We start from the raw sequence: 14,654 nt of genomic DNA, 5'->3' as shown, positions 1-14,654 counted from the left end.
ATTCTTCGATTCTAAGCCCCCTCATTCATTCTTTCAGCATTTTCAGCTATGCGGAGCTTCTCAATAAACTCGTTGATTTCGCCATCCATTACGGTCGGTAGATTATATACTGTAAGCCCGATCCGGTGGTCTGTAACCCGACTTTGTGGATAGTTATAAGTCCTGATTTTGTCAGAACGGTCGCCACTACCTACCAGTGATTTACGCTCAGAGCTGATGGCATCCTCGTGTTTCTTCAATTCGGCTTCATAAAGTCTTGATCGTAAAACGGTTAAGGCTTTGTCATAATTTTGATGCTGAGAGCGGCCGTCCTGACATTCCACTACAGTTCCGGTAGGAATATGCGTAAGTCGAATGGCAGATTCTGTTTTGTTTACGTGCTGTCCACCCGCACCAGATGCTCTGAACGTATCCTTTTTGATATCGCCCATGTTGAGTTGAAAGTCTACTTCATCTGCCTCCGGCAAAACCGCCACGGAAGCAGCGGAGGTATGAACTCTCCCCTGAGACTCAGTGGCCGGCACACGCTGAACCCGGTGTACTCCGGATTCAAACTTTAGTTTACCATAAACCTCTTCGCCGGTTACCTCAGCAATTATTTCTTTATAACCACCAGAAGAGCCTTCATTGATATCCATGATACTCATGCTCCATCCCGGCTGAGTTTCCACAAAACGCTGATACATTCTGAACAAGTCGCCTGCGAAGATTGAGGCTTCGTCGCCACCGGCTCCGGCACGAATTTCCAGAATGGCATTTTTCTCGTCATTCGGGTCTTTTGGAATCAACATTTCTTTCAATGTCTCTTCCATTTCTTCCTTTTGAGGCTCCAGCTCGTCAATTTCCTCTTTGGCCATTTCACGCAGCTCTTCGTCTTTCTCAGTATTGAGAATTTCCTTGGCTCCTGCCAGGTTATCTAAGACTTCTCTGTATTTTTTGTATTCATTTACGATCTTCTCCAGATCCTTATATTCTTTACTGATCTTCTTAAACTTGGCCATATCAGAGACCACCTCAGGCATCCCTATTTGTTGAGACACCTCGTTAAATCGCTCTTTAATGGCTTCTAATTGCTCCAGCATATAAATTCCCGCAGTTGAAATAGAGTGCAAATTTACACCCTTTTTCAGTACCAAACGATCAGCTCGTCTTTTGTCTTTTTTGGAATCTCAGGAACCATTGCATTTTCTGCCGGGTAACCAACAGGCAAAAGAAGGAAGGGCTTTTCGTTGGAGGGTCGGTTTAAAACCTGACTCAAAAAATTCATAGGGCTTGGTGTATGGGTTAGCGTAACCAATCCGCATTGATGAATGGCGTTGATCAATAAACCACAGGCGATGCCAACGCTTTCATTGACATAATAGTGTTGCTTTTTGCCACCGTCAGATTTTTGGCCATATGATTGTTTGAATACAATGATCAGCCAGGGAGCGTCTTCCAGAAAAGGCTTTTGCCAGTTGGTCTCAAAAGGCTCAAGATCTTTCAGCCATTCTTCATTCATTCGGTTTTGATAGCCTTCCTTTTCTTCTTTCTCTGCTGCTTCTCTGATTTTTTGTTTGATTACAGGGTCAGAAACTGCACAGAAAGTCCAGGGCTGCATATTGGCTCCACTGGGTGCGGTGGCAGCAGTAAGAATGAGATTTTCAATAATTTGCTGGTCAACAGGTTCGGTTGAAAAATCTCTGACAGACCTTCTTTTCTGGCTCGTTTCAAGGAGAGAAGTTGCTTTTGAGGCGATTTGACCTAGGTTTTGAAAGGAATGATGGTACTTTTTCATGATTCAACAGAATGTTCTCCCGTAAAATAAAATTCTCTGTCTTTTTTGAGGATTGACATCCTGTAAATTACAGCTATTTCATTTGATTTGTACGAATCAAAACCTTCAGAAGGTTTGGCTCATCGTTATTTGAATTATCAATTTATTAGTCTATTATTGTTTGATCATTATTAACCTTTTATCATTATCGACCATGAGAAAACTTTTATCAATCCTTTCTGTTCTTTGTCTGACAATGACCTTTGCAATGGCCACAGAACCACAGCCTGAGGCGTTTACACTGAATGAAGAGGAAATCGCTGCTGAATTTGATCAGCTTAACAAAATTGAAAAGTATGTTCAGGAGAGCGATGTAACGCTTGAAGAACTTCAGGCTGAAAACTCTGACCTTGTTTCAGGTATTGAACTAAGTGCTGATACAGCTGGTGCTTTAGCTGCCGCTGATCTTCCATTAGGTATTCCGGCTTTCTGGTGGGGATGTGTACTTACACTTCTTGGTGTAATTTTAGTATATGTTCTTACAGATCAGGATAAGGAACAAACGAAAAAAGCGTTAATCGGTTGTTTAGTAACAGCTGGTGCTTACATAATTTTCTACGTTGTTCTTTACGGTGCTATCTGGGGAACCGGTATCGGTTTCTAAGGATTCTCAAAAGGACATTCTTGAAAAGCCCAGGCTATTTTTATAGTTTGGGCTTTGTTTTTCCATATTCATGAAAAAGTTAAGCTTAATAATTTTACTCTTTCTTTCGGTAACAGCCTCCCCGGCTGTTGCTCAACAATTTTATCGTTTTCGGGCAGACGTTTCCGTCAAAGACAAACTTGCTGATGGCAAATACCGACTGACCATGGGCAAAGTGTATTATGATAAAATCTACAAGAAAATCGTTTACACACTAAATTTCCCCGAGAAAGAGAACCTGATTATTCAGGATACAACATTGTACACCATTGACAAGGCGGGTCTACTCAAAAGCAGAAGTCAAACCGTACTCATGCCTGAATTTACAGTTTTTCATCTGGCTCTTACCGGGAAGCTTTCTGATTATGGCCTTACGGCAAAAAAGGATGAACCGTCTATCTATAAAATTGAGAGTGTTGAGAAAACTGCAGACGGCGTATTGACGACTTGGACGCCCACAGACGCTAAGCTCAGAGAGCTCTTTGGGGACATTAAAATGCTGAAGAAAAACCGTAGGCTTGATGCCATGATTTTCTATGATAAAGATGGGCGAATGGTAAGCCGCCAGTTTTTTAAAAAGTATGTCAATGTCAAGGGTGTTGAGTTTCCTACGGAGGTCACCATGATCAGTTACGGAGCAGATGGAGAGAAAAATTTACAACAAACTACTTACAAAAACATTGTTATAGACCAGCAAGATGAAGATGAAATATACAGGTATCGTATTCCTATTACTAAGTCTGCTGCTATGCGGAAATAGCATGGCTCAGTCTTCCGGAAAGCGTACTAACCTGTACCGAAACATGCTGGAAGACGGAAACATAAAAAAGACGTACTGGCAGGCTCAGAATAATCAGAACGAGCTCCAGACGGCTTTTTCCGGGTTGTTTCTCTTCTACAAAACCTTCTTTTCTTCGCAGGATTTGACGGTTTGTACATTCACTCCCTCATGTTCAGAATATGGCATTTTAGCCATAAAATCACACGGGATGATTAAGGGTGGGCTCATGACGATGGACCGGCTGACACGATGCAACGGGCTCTCGCCCCAAAATTATGAGTTTGACAAAAAACTAATGCTTCTCAAAGATGACCCTACCCGCGAGCCTTTGGTACCGGTGGTGGCTTCTTACAAATAAGATTACATGAAGAAAGGATTGTTGATTTTTCTGGGCATTTTGAGTTTAAGCCTCAAAGTAATAGCACAGGAAAACCTTTATAATGAGACGAATACCAGAAAATTTGGAGAGTATTTATTGGAGTCTGGGCAGTATAATTTTGCGGTAAAAGAGTTTGAAAGGCTGAATTTTCTCAATCCATCGGATTCAAACGCAAAACTGAACTTGATGAAATCGTATCGGCTTTCAGGAAATTGGGAAGATGGCATACGTCGTAGCAATGAAATTTTTGAGGATCTCAACCTTATTCCGAGACCACATTCTATTGAGTATTCAAAACTTCTTTTGACAGGTCGTGATTGGCCTAGAGCTCAGCACTATTGGGAAACCAACAAAACTCTACCTTCGCCTGATAAAGCTTTATTGAATACGACCGCTGAGATATTTAATTCTGATTTTCAAAAGGCTTTGGAATACGTCAGCTTGGTCAATGATAGCACTAATTATTTAGCGGAAGGATACCGATCAATCATAGACAGAGGCTTGAATGGAAAGCGAAAAAGTCCGTTTCTGGCTGGTTTTATGTCAACGGCCATTCCGGGCCTTGGTAAAGCTTATACCGGAAACTGGAAAGACGGATTAGTCTCGCTGATTTTTACCGGCGGAATGGCCTTTCAGGCCTATCGTAAGTTTAATCAGTTTGGAGCTAATAACTATCGCCCCTGGATTTATACGGCCATTGGCACCGGGTTTTATTTGGGAAATATTTATGGGTCGGTGAAATCAGCCAAAGTCAAAAACAGAAAAAGAATAAACATTCTGCAGCATGAAGCGAGTGATCTTTTTAATGCTTATTACTAGTCTTTCGGCTTTTTCGCAGGGGATTGAAGAGAGTTTTCTTTTTGCCAATTCGCTGTATGAAAACCAGCAGTATCAAAATGCTGTAGAGACCTATAAACGAGTTCTGTTTTTTGATTCTGATGATATTTATGGGCCACAGTCGTATAAAAAAATGGCTGATTGCCTGTATGAAACCGGTGAATTTGCGGAAGCTTCTTATTATTATGACCTCGCCTATTTCACACATTCCGGTACCGAACAGGCGGATATCACTCTTCAAAAAATCTCCTGTCATTTGCTTTTGAGGGAGTATAACCTAGCTCAGGTAGAGCTCTTTAATTTACCTGATAGTCTAAAAGAAAATCAGACTGAACAAAAGGTGTTTTATGAAGCCATGTTAGCCTTTGCCACTGAAGATTTTGAGATGGCAGAAGAGCTTTTTAAAGACATAGCTCCCGATACCTTAGCAGTGCACGAGTTGTTCAGAGAAAACGATAAAATCAACAAATTAAGCCCTAAAAAGGCCAAAATCTTAAGTATTATTCTCCCAGGGCTCGGCCAGTTTTATGCCGGTGATGTCAAGAATGGGCTTAACTCGTTATTGCTAACCGGGGGACTTCTCTATCTAGGTGCTGCATCGGCAGTTAAAACTTCAATTCTTGACGCATCTATCTCGGTATTACCCTGGTTTCAGCGGTATTACAGTGGAGGTTATAATAAGGCCGAGGCAATAGCCGAGGCAAAAATAAAAGAAAGACGTTTTAAGGTTTTCAATGAGCTGCTTGATGAGGTTGAAAATTAATATCTTTGACGCATGAGCTCTCAGGAATTTACCCATTTAGATAAAGCCGGAAACCCATCTATGGTAGATGTAGGGGAAAAGCCGGTGACCAAACGCATCGCTAAAGCCAGAAGTATTGTGGTTTTGGATGGTGAAATTATGGAGAAACTTCAGGGTGAAGAAATTCATACCAAAAAAGGGCCTGTTTTTCAGACGGCTATTATTGCCGGAGTGATGGCGGCCAAAAAGACCGGCGAATTAATTCCTCTTTGCCATCCATTAGGGCTGGAAAATTGTCAGGTAGAAATCTCTCTCAACGCTCAAAACGAAGTGGAAATCATTTGCACGGCTTCTTTAACCGGTAAAACCGGAATAGAAATGGAGGCTTTGACGGGAGCCTCAGTAGCGGCCCTGACCATCTATGATATGTGTAAGGCCTTTTCGCATAATATCATTATCAAAGAGACCCGGCTGATTGCCAAGAGTGGCGGGAAGCGGGATTTCTCTTTGGAAGCATAGGTCACCGCAAAGCCACTATAAAGCCCAGGGTAAAAGTAGTACTGTAGCAATTATTACAGGTCTTTACTCTAATTCTCATGAACTTTGCCTCATGCTTTTTAAATATTGGAAATACCTCAAGCTAGCTGTTTTGATATTAGTGCCTTTGGCAATCCTTATTTTTCCTCTGGAAACCTTTATCAATTCTCCGGCAATCTGCGACCCTAATGACCCTAACTACAATAGTTGCGGTATCTGGCAGGCCATCTATTCTTTTCTTCATTTGGACTTTGAAGCTGGAAGTCTCTACAATTCCAGGGGCTTTGTCATGGGTCCGCTCATTGCAGGGCTTTCGGGCTGGGAGCTTTGGGATGAAGTGAAGGATTTGAAAAAGTCTTAAATAAATCTTTTAACAACTCTCTTTCTGCTTTGCTTTCCATGTAGAAATGCCAGGACGAAAACCTCTTTGGCATTTTCCCTAAGAACAAAATGAAGCCCATAATCAAACCGTTCCAGCAATCTCACTCTTATTACATTCCGGTACTTTGTCTCATAAAATTGTGGATTTTCAGAAATTCTTTTAATTGCATTATAAATTTCTTCTAATAGGCTGTCTGTAAGTTTCTTATCGATGGAATCGTACCAGTCAACCGCGTCCTGAATATCATTCTGGACGTCCTCATGATAAAAGACAGTATAGCTCATTTGCGGGAAATGCTTTCAAATAATCCCTCAATTGGTCTAAACTTTTCAGAGTGGTTTTCCAGATCAGATAATCTTTGATCAAGTATCATTTTCTGTCGATCATTCAATTCCTCCCCCGATATTTCCGGGTATTGCTCCTTTATCCGGTTCCATTCGGCCATCGGGATAAAAACGCCTGTTTCGTTACCTTTGTCGTCTACCAAAATCTGAGGATTCATATTCTATTGAATTTGCCTTGATCAAAAATACGTAAATTCGGTCAAAGTATTGTGAGCTATGAAAAAGCATCAAAAACACACCAAACTGTCTAAACCAGAAATCGGAAACTTCGGGAGAAATGAATTATCGCTTGTAGGTGCTCCATGTGGAGAGATTCAGGAGTTAGCAGCGGCAATCATCGAAGGCTTAAACATACCAAACAGCACATACATAGATGCCGATCACTCGTTCGGAGATTCGGAAGAGGCAGGGTTGAGGAGCAATGAATTGACCGACAAAATCAAGTATTTCCGCTTTGACAAACAAGATCTGAACGATTTTGACAAGAAAATTCTGCTCAATGATCAGGAGCTCGTTCTGGTCAATGGAAATCATTTTCAGGCCAATAAACAATTGGTTTTAATTCATCCAAAGAAAGAAGCATCACTGAAAAAACGGCTTGATCAACTGACGAATGTCAAAGGTTTCATTCTTTGCGATGGTATGGGGGCTCCCTTTGAGTGGCTGAAAGACTTACAAAAAGACAAGCCGGTTTTAAGAATTGACCAGAAAGAAGAAATCGTAAGCTTAGTTAAGAGATGTATTGAAACTCCGGTAATCAAAGGGTTAGTATTGGCTGGTGGCAAAAGTACCCGAATGGGAGAGGATAAGGGCCAGATTGATTATCATGGCTTACCTCAGGTTGATTACTTGCTGAAAGAGTTTGAAAAAGTAAAAATTGAGGCCTTAGTTTCTTGCAGACCAGATCAATATCCAGGATATAATTGTATTACTGATAAATTTGAGGGTTTGGGTCCTTTCGGAGCAATCGCCTCAGCCTTCCAGTCTGACCCGAATGCAGCCTGGCTTGTGGTGGCTTGTGATTTACCTCTGGTGAATACCTCTGTTTTTGAGGAGCTTATTTCAAAGCGAAACCTTCATAAGATAGCCACTGCTTTCCATAATCTTGAAACGAATTTTCCTGACCCCTTGATAACACTTTGGGAACCCAAGGCATACATGCGATTAATGGAGTTTCTGACTTTGGGTTACAGTTGCCCCCGGAAGGTTTTGATTAACAGTGATATTGAGGAGGTTCAGCCTGAAAATCCAGCTATTTTGAAAAATGTAAATACGCCGGAGGAGAGAGAAGAGTTTGAGCTTAAGGTGTAGCACTCACCCATACCTCACCGTCCTCAAATATCTCTTTTTTCCATATAGGTACGGTTTCCTTCAAGGTGTCAATACAATATTGACAAGCTTCAAAAGCCGCCTTTCTATGAGCTGAAGAAACAGCGATAATTACGGGTAATTCCCCTATTTCAAGTGTTCCTACTCTGTGGTGAATGGCTATTTTCATAACGCCGAATTTTTGAATTGCTTGTTCGGCTATTTTCTGCATTTCTGAAATGGCCATAGGCTCATAGGCCTCAAAATCAAGCCGTATTACAGTCTTTCCTTTGGTGTGATTGCGAACCGCACCCACAAAATGAACAATACCGCCGGCCGCCGGGTCTTCTACAAAGGATTGGCATACGGAGAGGCTTAAAGGCTCATTAGACAGTATTATTTCAATATTTTCAACCATTCTAAAATTGTTTACCCACCACTCACGGGTGGAATCAAAACGATTTCATCTTGTTCTGTAATCACCAACTCCTCATTTCCGTATTCTTCGTTGACGGCGATTCTGAGCGAATTCAGCTTTTGAAATTGTGGATATTCATCTGTTAGTCTTTGTTTTAAAAAGGCTACACTGGCTCCCTCAGGGAGTTCAATTTCTTTTTCAAATCCACCGAGAATGTCACGGGTTATTCCAAAACACAAGACTTTTATTTTCATAGCCATTATCCAATATATTTTATCAAAATCCGGACTCCCACATAGGCCACTAAGATAGCGGTAGCTCGCCGAACAGTCACTGCTTTAAAGCGTTTTGTGCCCACGTAAGTTCCGATTAGGCCTCCCAAGGCTACAGATGCCATGAGTGTGAGAGCCAAAAGTAAATCGATTTGGAACTCCGGCGAGCTTGCCTGACCAGCCAAACCGGAAATGCTATTGACTAATATAAAAAAACTGGCCGTAGCCGAAATCACCTTGGCTTCATCCCACTTCAGGAGATATAGAACCGGAGAAAGAAAAATACCACCGCCAATTCCCACCAAGCCCGATAAAAATCCAATGCTACCACCTATCAAGCCATTGAACCACCAGGTTTCAGTGTTCATGCTCACCGAAGACATTTGCAGGCTTTTTTGAATCCACATCAATAGAGCGGCTAATAAAAGTGCAAAGCCCAGAATGATAAAAAATATTTCCTCCTGAATAGGGATTCTCCCTCCAAAGTAAGCCATTGGGATACTGAAAAGAACCAGGGGAACTACTTTTTTGAACTTCAAAAAACCCTGTCTGTAAAATTGAAAAGAACCATTAGAAACTACGGTGATATTGCAAAGCAAAGAGATTGCCCGCAGGGTACGAAACTCAATACCGAATAAGGTTAAAATGGCCAGATAGCTGCTTCCGCCACCGAAACCCACAGAGGAGTATAAAAGAGCTATCCCGAAAAAGAGGAGGATAAGTTCAATGTTTTGAATGATCAAATTCATTAGGAGTTCGGACCGATTTGATGGAAAAGGGTAAGTCGAATATTATCTCTTTTGAGGAATTGATTTCCGGTAGACAATTGCTGTACAGACCTCAAATAACCCGCTTCAAAAGTCAGGGGTTTTCCAATTTTAAAGGCCAATGCTCCATAAAACCTGCTAGCATCAAAGGTGTTATAAATTATATTTTTTCCTGCGTTGATAAAGATCTCCTCGTTGGCTTTAGCTTCAATTACCCTATTAATCGAGTAGCTCAGAGCTAGTTGGTATCTGAATCGCCAGTTAAAATTTGTCACACCATTCGCAGGATTGAAAAATCGCTCTTCAGTCCGAAATCGATGTTGAATTTTCACGCGATTATCATTCATTGCCTGTTTAAAATAAAACTCCTGAAACGGGCGATATTCAGACGTACTTTTAGGGTTTGTCTCAAAGGGTTCGGGAGGGTTAACATTTGAATATGTAAAGCCTAGGGCCACTTCTGTATTTTTGCCCAAAGTGCGATGAACATGGGAGTGAGTGATAAACTGAGCCCGGTGAAAGGAACTTAAGAACACTCGATTATCTGCTTCATTGACCCATTTCCAACGGTCAGAAAAATGTGTGGTCAGATGGTATCGCGTCCACAACAAATCCTGATTTTCGGAGATGATTTCTTTTTGGCCCCTGGCCGATAGTGCTCCAAGAACCAGAAGGGCAAATGAATATATAATTGATTTCTTACTCAAGACAGGCGTTATGTTTTCAAATATATAACGAATTCTAAAAAAACAGTCTTCAACGGAGTTTTGATTCGGCAAAAGACTGTATTTCTTCCACAAGCTTTTTGTATTCTTTGATTAAAAGAAGGCCTTGTTCGGTGACCTGCGTTCCTCCACCATCTTCGCCACCTGATTTGCTGATGACCAGCGGTTCTTTGCATTGTTCATTCATGTCATGAATCATCTCCCAGGCTTTTTTGTAAGACATTTTCATGCTTTGGGCGGCCTTATTGATGGAGCCCGTTTCAGCTATTCTCTCCAGCAACTCCACCCTACCCGGCCCAAGGAAACGCCCCTCCGAGGTTCCTATACGAATGGTAAGCCAGGCTTCGGGTTTTAGGTTAGGTTTAAGGACTTCCTTAAGTTTGTTTGGCATATGCTTAATACGGACTTTTGATTATGTTCTCCATAATACGAAGAGGTGAGTTGAAATTCTTGATTCGTAGATGTTAAACTTAGTAATAGTGAATGAAAATTTAGGGTTTATCAAATCCCGCTTTTCTCTTAACTCCTAAATTTGGAGTATAATTTCAATAAAATCTCTTGAAAGAAATCAAAAATATTATTCGTCAGTTTGATCAGACTCCGCCGGAGGAGAAGCTGGCTTTGGCTACTGTTGTTCGTGTAGAAGGCTCTTCTTACCGTAGGATGGGAGCCCGAATGTTGGTTTCGGAGAACGGAAACTGGGTTGGGGGTATAAGTGGAGGTTGTCTGGAAGGAGATGCCCTGAAACGCTCCCGAATGGCCATTTTGAAAGGGAAAGCGTCAGCTATTACGTATGACACGACCATTGACGATGATCATCAGATAGGTGTTGGGTTGGGCTGTAACGGGGTGATTGACGTTTTGTTTACGCCTGTTGACAGAAGTCGAGCCGATAATCAGATTGAGTTATTAAAACGAATCACAGGAGGTCCGCGGAAAATCAGCAAACTGGTAAAAGTAACTCGCTCAGAAAACAGTGATTTGCTGGGGGAGCTGCTGGAGTTTACAGGTTCTGAAAGTCTACAGATTTTAAAGGAAGAAGGTGTTAATATTGATGAGCTGGCTCAAGCCGTTAGGAGTTTGGACAAGTCAAAAAATATTCATCTTAGTGATGAATTGAGCCTTTTTGTTGAGGTTCTGCCTCCGGCGTACCATTTGATTTTGCTAGGGCATCAATATGATCTTTATCCTTTGCTAAGGCAAACGATAGAGCTTGGTTGGGACATTACCGTGGTAGCTCCCGAAAATAAAGTGAGCCCGATGGAGGGCGTCAACCTTATGACTCCCGAGGTTTTTGATAGCATTGAATTTGATGATTACACTGCGGTGGTTCTGATGTCTCACTCCCTGCATACCGACAAGGAAAACCTGCGAAAGCTCAGTAAGAAAAAGCCGAAATACATCGGCATGTTGGGGCCCAGGGTGCGTTCTGAACGTATCTGGGCTGAGTTGGCGGAAGAAGGTGATGCCATTCCGGCAGACTTGATGCAGAATATCTATGCACCCGTAGGTCTTGAGATTGGAGCCAATACGCCTGATGAAATTGCCTTATCGCTTTTAGCGGAAGTGAAGGGTGTTTTTGCTCTAAAGCAAATTGCCCACCTTAGGGACAAAGCACAGCCTATTCATGAGCGGGATGAACCGATGACTTTTAAGTAGTTTTTACCGAAAAGGTGCTGAGACACAAAGGCTTTGACGACCCGGCCGTACTTTCAAAAAACCTATCTTTAAACGCCCCAAACACATTCTAATGGATTTCATTTCTGTCAAACAAGCAACGGAACTTATTCTCAATGAAACACGCGATTTTGGCGTTGAGCCTGTGCCTTTTTGGGGTTCTGTAGGTAGAGTTTTGGCTGAGGATATATGTGCTGATCGTGATTTCCCTCCTTTTAACCGGGTGACCATGGATGGCTTTGCTTTCAGGGCCGAAGATTATGTGTCTGGTTGTCGCACCTTCAATATTCTCGGAACACAGTATGCTGGTGAAGCTGCCGTAAGGTTGAATCAAAAGGAAACGGCTGTGGAGGTTATGACTGGTACTCCACTTCCAGAAGGAGCAGATTCTGTTATCCGGGTTGAGGATACAACTGTTTTGGATGGAAAACTGATTTTACCTGATGGTTTAGAAGTAAAAAAGAATATTCATTACCAGGGGATTGATAGAAAAAAAGGAGATGTAATCCTCAAAAAAGGACACCAGCTGAAAAGTCCGGATCTAGCGGTTTTGGCTACCGTTGGTAAGTCAGAAGTCTTGGTAAAAAAGAGACCAAAAGTTGCAGTGATTACGAGTGGAGATGAATTGGTGGAGGTCCATGAAACTCCAGAGCCGCATCAAATTCGAAAGTCCAATGTATATGCCATTTCGGAACATATTTCCAATTCATGCGAAACCACCGACCAATTTCACATTGCCGATGATCTTGCAGAAACTGTCTCAAAACTCGATGAGCTCTTAAATAATTATGATGCCCTGATCCTTTCAGGAGGCGTTTCTGCCGGCAAGAAAGATTATATGCCAACCGCCATGGAGAAAGTAGGAGTAGAGAAGGTTTTTTATAAAATCCAGCAAAGACCCGGTAAGCCGATGTGGTTTGGCAAAAAAGGAGAGAAGGTGGTTTTTGCTCTACCTGGTAATCCTGTTTCGGCTTTTATGTGTGCTGTAAGGTATGTTAAACCGTGGCTGGAAGCCTGCTTTGGTTTACAACCCAAAACAGAACACGCCCAACTTGGCGTTGAAGTAACTTTTGTTCCTAAGCTGAGCTACTTTATGCAGGTACAGTTAGCCAATGATAAAGGTGTTCTCAAAGCCCTTCCCAATGAAGGCCATGGCAGTGGTGACTTGGCCAATCTTTCTGACGCGGATGCCTTTCTGGAGATGGAGTTGAGGGAGGGCAGCCAATATGATGAAGGGGAGGTTTTTCGGGTGTGGAAGTATTAATACCTCCTGTTATCAGGCAGACCTCGAAGGTCTTCAAGACCTTCGAGGTCTAAATTTTTTAATTCAACCGCGGATCCCTCGGATAATTACTCATCACCTTATAATTCCCACCCATATCGCGTAAAACTTTTCTCCAGAATGTATCGGTATCGGTATCAAAAATGAGTTCGTGGTCACAGCCGCGTACAATCCAGCTATTGCGTTTCATTTCATTGTCTAGTTGGTCTTCGCCCCAGCCGCTATAACCAAGAAAAAAGCGAACATCGTTTTCATCAACTTTTTTGAGATTGATCAAGGTTTTGAGAGTTTCAAAATCCCCTGACCAGAAAATGCCGTTTCCCAAGTTAACAGTATCCGGTATTTGCTCGCCTAAGCGATGAAGAAAGTGTAACGTATTATACTCTACAGGCCCACCCACATAAAGTGGCATTGTGCCGTAAACATCACTCATAGCATCTTGTAAAGTGAGGTTTGAGAGCTGATTGAGTACCAAACCAAACGACCCCTGCTCATTATGCTCGCACAGTAAAATGACAGAACGTTCAAAATTAGGATCTCCTAAATAAGGTTCGGCAATTAGTAATTTTCCTTTGGCTGGTTCCTGTGTATTTGGCATATGTTAAGGTAACGAATTACAGCTCAAAATAACTCACATTGGCCTTTACCTTTTCCAAAATTCTTTTGGTACGTTCGGGCCGGGCATCGGTGATGAAAACTTGTCCAAAGGTTTCATCATCTATTTTTTCAATGAGTTTGGCAATTCGTTGGTCATCGAGTTTATCGAAAATATCATCCAGCAGAAGCAGCGGTTTTTTGCTTTTGTGTTTTTCCAGTAAATCAAATTGAGCCAGTTTCACAGCCAAAACAAAGGATTTTCGCTGACCCTGCGAACCAAACTTTTTGATTGGCTGGCCGTCCAGCTCAAAAATATAGTCGTCTTTATGCACACCTTTAGTGGTTCGGTTGGCTGCTATATCCCGTTTCTGATTTTTTCTGAAAACTTCCTGAAAGTTTTGATTGACCTCGGTGTCATAAATGATTTGGGCGGTTTCTTTTCCTCCGCTAATCGTTTCGTAATGACTTTGAACCAAAGGCATAAAACCCATCATAAAATCTTTTCTTTTGCCGGCAATTTCCATGGCCAGCCTTACCAAAGGTTCTGAATAGCTATCCAGCATTTTTTGATCAAAATACTCCCTTTCATAAAACTGTTTCAGCAGGCTGTTTCGCTGATCAAGCAGGCGGTTGTAGTGCTGGTAATGTAAGAGGTAGTCAGGGTCAAATTGAGAAATAATACCATCAAAAAGCTTCCTTCGGGTATCGCTGGCATCCCGAATCATGTCTGTGTCGTCAGGAGCGATCAAGACTACTGGGTATTTACCAATATGGTCAGAGAGCCTGTCGTATGCTTTTTTGTCAGCCAGCACGTTTTTCTTTTGACCCCTTTGCAGGCTGACCGTTATATTCTCAGGTTGATTTTTCTCCAGAAAATCACCACTGATCACCATTAACTCTTCATCATAGGAGATACTCAGGGCATCTTGCTTTTGAATCGAGCTTTTGGTCAAAGACAGAAAATAAACCGCATCAAGAAGGTTGGTTTTACCTGATCCGTTTTCACCAACAATACAATTTACCCTCTCAGAAAACTCAAAGGAGGAGTCTGAATGGTTTCTGAAATTGAAAAGTCTGATTGACCGAAGGTGCATAAGTGTTTCTGTGCTGTGCAAAGTTGCAAATTTCTATCAGTCTCTGGTCTTAA

At 41.9% G+C, this 14,654-nt stretch carries 21 protein-coding genes; 10 read left to right on the top strand and 11 right to left on the bottom strand.

All coding sequences use genetic code 11. The features are described from left to right. Positions 1-11: 11 nt before the first annotated feature. Positions 12-1,082: a peptide chain release factor 1 gene (prfA, locus tag AFM12_RS06945; protein WP_055145800.1), complete on the bottom strand. Its 1,071-nt coding sequence runs from the start codon at positions 1,080-1,082 to the stop codon at positions 12-14. A 44-nt stretch (positions 1,083-1,126) separates the two neighbouring features. Next, complete coding sequence (locus AFM12_RS06940) at positions 1,127-1,777, bottom strand: nitroreductase family protein (protein WP_055145797.1); 651 nt, start codon at positions 1,775-1,777, stop codon at positions 1,127-1,129. A gap of 193 nt (positions 1,778-1,970) precedes the next feature. On the opposite strand from AFM12_RS06940, the gene AFM12_RS06935 reads away from it, so the two are divergent. The 7 genes from AFM12_RS06935 to AFM12_RS06905 all read left to right on the top strand — a co-directional run bounded on the left by AFM12_RS06935 (position 1,971) and on the right by AFM12_RS06905 (position 6,096). Beyond that, positions 1,971-2,420, top strand: coding sequence for a hypothetical protein (locus AFM12_RS06935; protein WP_131458244.1), 450 nt, complete (start codon positions 1,971-1,973; stop codon positions 2,418-2,420). Between the two features lie 70 nt (positions 2,421-2,490). Further along, a complete protein-coding gene (locus tag AFM12_RS06930) occupies positions 2,491-3,219 on the top strand; it encodes a hypothetical protein (RefSeq protein ID WP_055145791.1) in 729 nt (242 codons plus the stop codon). Then, positions 3,164-3,598, top strand: coding sequence for a membrane protein insertion efficiency factor YidD (yidD, locus tag AFM12_RS06925; RefSeq protein ID WP_229308470.1), 435 nt, complete (start codon positions 3,164-3,166; stop codon positions 3,596-3,598). Before AFM12_RS06930 ends, yidD begins: the two co-directional genes overlap by 56 nt. 6 nt (positions 3,599-3,604) lie before the next feature. Further along, positions 3,605-4,438 carry a tetratricopeptide repeat protein gene (locus AFM12_RS06920; protein ID WP_055145785.1) on the top strand — a complete coding sequence of 278 codons (834 nt, stop codon included), beginning with the start codon at positions 3,605-3,607 and terminating at the stop codon, positions 4,436-4,438. Beyond that, positions 4,425-5,219: a tetratricopeptide repeat protein gene (locus AFM12_RS06915; RefSeq protein WP_055145782.1), complete on the top strand. Its 795-nt coding sequence runs from the start codon at positions 4,425-4,427 to the stop codon at positions 5,217-5,219. Before AFM12_RS06920 ends, AFM12_RS06915 begins: the two co-directional genes overlap by 14 nt. Positions 5,220-5,231: 12 nt before the next feature. Next, on the top strand, positions 5,232-5,717 hold the full coding sequence (moaC, locus tag AFM12_RS06910; protein ID WP_055145779.1) for a cyclic pyranopterin monophosphate synthase MoaC: 486 nt from the start codon (positions 5,232-5,234) through the stop codon (positions 5,715-5,717). 91 nt (positions 5,718-5,808) lie between these two features. Beyond that, positions 5,809-6,096: a hypothetical protein gene (locus tag AFM12_RS06905; RefSeq protein ID WP_055145776.1), complete on the top strand. Its 288-nt coding sequence runs from the start codon at positions 5,809-5,811 to the stop codon at positions 6,094-6,096. Here AFM12_RS06905 and AFM12_RS06900 read toward each other — a convergent pair. Continuing rightward, the gene (locus tag AFM12_RS06900; RefSeq protein WP_055145773.1) at positions 6,093-6,401 is read right to left on the bottom strand and encodes a type II toxin-antitoxin system RelE/ParE family toxin; all 309 of its coding nucleotides are present in this window, start codon (positions 6,399-6,401) and stop codon (positions 6,093-6,095) included. The two genes, AFM12_RS06905 and AFM12_RS06900, sit on opposite strands and share 4 nt — an antisense overlap. Beyond that, complete coding sequence (locus AFM12_RS06895; protein ID WP_055145770.1) at positions 6,398-6,619, bottom strand: hypothetical protein; 222 nt, start codon at positions 6,617-6,619, stop codon at positions 6,398-6,400. The genes AFM12_RS06900 and AFM12_RS06895 overlap by 4 nt, the downstream gene beginning before the upstream one ends. Positions 6,620-6,677: 58 nt before the next feature. On the opposite strand from AFM12_RS06895, the gene AFM12_RS19465 reads away from it, so the two are divergent. Beyond that, positions 6,678-7,772 carry an NTP transferase domain-containing protein gene (locus AFM12_RS19465; protein WP_082391230.1) on the top strand — a complete coding sequence of 365 codons (1,095 nt, stop codon included), beginning with the start codon at positions 6,678-6,680 and terminating at the stop codon, positions 7,770-7,772. Here AFM12_RS19465 and AFM12_RS06885 read toward each other — a convergent pair. From AFM12_RS06885 to AFM12_RS06865, 5 genes are read right to left on the bottom strand one after another with little or no spacing between them, the layout of a single operon-like run. Further along, positions 7,762-8,187, bottom strand: a complete 426-nt coding sequence (locus AFM12_RS06885) for a molybdenum cofactor biosynthesis protein MoaE (RefSeq protein ID WP_055145767.1) — start codon at positions 8,185-8,187, stop codon at positions 7,762-7,764. The two genes, AFM12_RS19465 and AFM12_RS06885, sit on opposite strands and share 11 nt — an antisense overlap. A gap of 11 nt (positions 8,188-8,198) precedes the next feature. Further along, positions 8,199-8,441: a MoaD/ThiS family protein gene (locus AFM12_RS06880; protein ID WP_055147779.1), complete on the bottom strand. Its 243-nt coding sequence runs from the start codon at positions 8,439-8,441 to the stop codon at positions 8,199-8,201. Between the two features lie 5 nt (positions 8,442-8,446). After that, complete coding sequence (locus tag AFM12_RS06875; protein WP_055145764.1) at positions 8,447-9,208, bottom strand: sulfite exporter TauE/SafE family protein; 762 nt, start codon at positions 9,206-9,208, stop codon at positions 8,447-8,449. Next, positions 9,208-9,933: a DUF2490 domain-containing protein gene (locus AFM12_RS06870; RefSeq protein ID WP_055145761.1), complete on the bottom strand. Its 726-nt coding sequence runs from the start codon at positions 9,931-9,933 to the stop codon at positions 9,208-9,210. The genes AFM12_RS06875 and AFM12_RS06870 overlap by 1 nt, the downstream gene beginning before the upstream one ends. Before the next feature lie 49 nt (positions 9,934-9,982). Next, positions 9,983-10,342: a winged helix-turn-helix domain-containing protein gene (locus AFM12_RS06865; protein WP_055145758.1), complete on the bottom strand. Its 360-nt coding sequence runs from the start codon at positions 10,340-10,342 to the stop codon at positions 9,983-9,985. 167 nt (positions 10,343-10,509) lie between these two features. Between AFM12_RS06865 and AFM12_RS06860 the strand changes: the two genes are divergently transcribed. Together AFM12_RS06860 and AFM12_RS06855 are read left to right on the top strand one after the other, a co-directional pair. Beyond that, the gene (locus tag AFM12_RS06860; RefSeq protein ID WP_055145755.1) at positions 10,510-11,610 is read left to right on the top strand and encodes an XdhC family protein; all 1,101 of its coding nucleotides are present in this window, start codon (positions 10,510-10,512) and stop codon (positions 11,608-11,610) included. A 91-nt stretch (positions 11,611-11,701) separates the two neighbouring features. Beyond that, positions 11,702-12,892 (top strand): molybdopterin molybdotransferase MoeA, encoded by a 1,191-nt coding sequence (locus tag AFM12_RS06855; protein WP_055145752.1) that lies wholly within the window; start codon positions 11,702-11,704, stop codon positions 12,890-12,892. A gap of 58 nt (positions 12,893-12,950) precedes the next feature. On the opposite strand, the gene AFM12_RS06850 is transcribed toward AFM12_RS06855, so the two are convergent. Together AFM12_RS06850 and recF are read right to left on the bottom strand one after the other, a co-directional pair. Next, a complete protein-coding gene (locus AFM12_RS06850; RefSeq protein WP_055145749.1) occupies positions 12,951-13,508 on the bottom strand; it encodes a YqgE/AlgH family protein in 558 nt (185 codons plus the stop codon). A 16-nt stretch (positions 13,509-13,524) separates the two neighbouring features. Continuing rightward, positions 13,525-14,622, bottom strand: a complete 1,098-nt coding sequence (gene recF / locus AFM12_RS06845) for a DNA replication/repair protein RecF (protein ID WP_310586855.1) — start codon at positions 14,620-14,622, stop codon at positions 13,525-13,527. Positions 14,623-14,654: the final 32 nt, after the last annotated feature.

This window comes from Jiulongibacter sediminis (genome assembly GCF_001306455.1).
GTDB lineage: Bacteria > Bacteroidota > Bacteroidia > Cytophagales > Spirosomataceae > Jiulongibacter > Jiulongibacter sediminis.
The sequence above is the reverse complement of the archived record's forward strand: the minus strand, read 5'-3'. Positions and strand labels throughout refer to the sequence as shown.

Bases quoted from the DNA above. Each gene is read 5' to 3' on its own strand.
- AFM12_RS06940 (WP_055145797.1), bottom strand. From the start codon at position 1,777: ATGAAAAAGTACCATCATTCCTTTCAAAACCTAGGTCAAATCGCCTCA.
- AFM12_RS06900 (WP_055145773.1), bottom strand. From the start codon at position 6,401: ATGAGCTATACTGTCTTTTATCATGAGGACGTCCAGAATGATATTCAG.
- AFM12_RS06920 (WP_055145785.1), top strand. From the start codon at position 3,605: ATGAAGAAAGGATTGTTGATTTTTCTGGGCATTTTGAGTTTAAGCCTC.
- AFM12_RS06930 (WP_055145791.1), top strand. From the start codon at position 2,491: ATGAAAAAGTTAAGCTTAATAATTTTACTCTTTCTTTCGGTAACAGCC.
- yidD (WP_229308470.1), top strand. From the start codon at position 3,164: ATGAAATATACAGGTATCGTATTCCTATTACTAAGTCTGCTGCTATGC.
- prfA (WP_055145800.1), bottom strand. From the start codon at position 1,082: ATGCTGGAGCAATTAGAAGCCATTAAAGAGCGATTTAACGAGGTGTCT.
- moaC (WP_055145779.1), top strand. From the start codon at position 5,232: ATGAGCTCTCAGGAATTTACCCATTTAGATAAAGCCGGAAACCCATCT.
- AFM12_RS06915 (WP_055145782.1), top strand. From the start codon at position 4,425: ATGCTTATTACTAGTCTTTCGGCTTTTTCGCAGGGGATTGAAGAGAGT.
- AFM12_RS06875 (WP_055145764.1), bottom strand. From the start codon at position 9,208: ATGAATTTGATCATTCAAAACATTGAACTTATCCTCCTCTTTTTCGGG.
- AFM12_RS06905 (WP_055145776.1), top strand. From the start codon at position 5,809: ATGCTTTTTAAATATTGGAAATACCTCAAGCTAGCTGTTTTGATATTA.
- AFM12_RS19465 (WP_082391230.1), top strand. From the start codon at position 6,678: ATGAAAAAGCATCAAAAACACACCAAACTGTCTAAACCAGAAATCGGA.
- AFM12_RS06880 (WP_055147779.1), bottom strand. From the start codon at position 8,441: ATGAAAATAAAAGTCTTGTGTTTTGGAATAACCCGTGACATTCTCGGT.
- AFM12_RS06855 (WP_055145752.1), top strand. From the start codon at position 11,702: ATGGATTTCATTTCTGTCAAACAAGCAACGGAACTTATTCTCAATGAA.
- AFM12_RS06885 (WP_055145767.1), bottom strand. From the start codon at position 8,187: ATGGTTGAAAATATTGAAATAATACTGTCTAATGAGCCTTTAAGCCTC.
- AFM12_RS06935 (WP_131458244.1), top strand. From the start codon at position 1,971: ATGAGAAAACTTTTATCAATCCTTTCTGTTCTTTGTCTGACAATGACC.
- AFM12_RS06865 (WP_055145758.1), bottom strand. From the start codon at position 10,342: ATGCCAAACAAACTTAAGGAAGTCCTTAAACCTAACCTAAAACCCGAA.
- AFM12_RS06850 (WP_055145749.1), bottom strand. From the start codon at position 13,508: ATGCCAAATACACAGGAACCAGCCAAAGGAAAATTACTAATTGCCGAA.
- AFM12_RS06895 (WP_055145770.1), bottom strand. From the start codon at position 6,619: ATGAATCCTCAGATTTTGGTAGACGACAAAGGTAACGAAACAGGCGTT.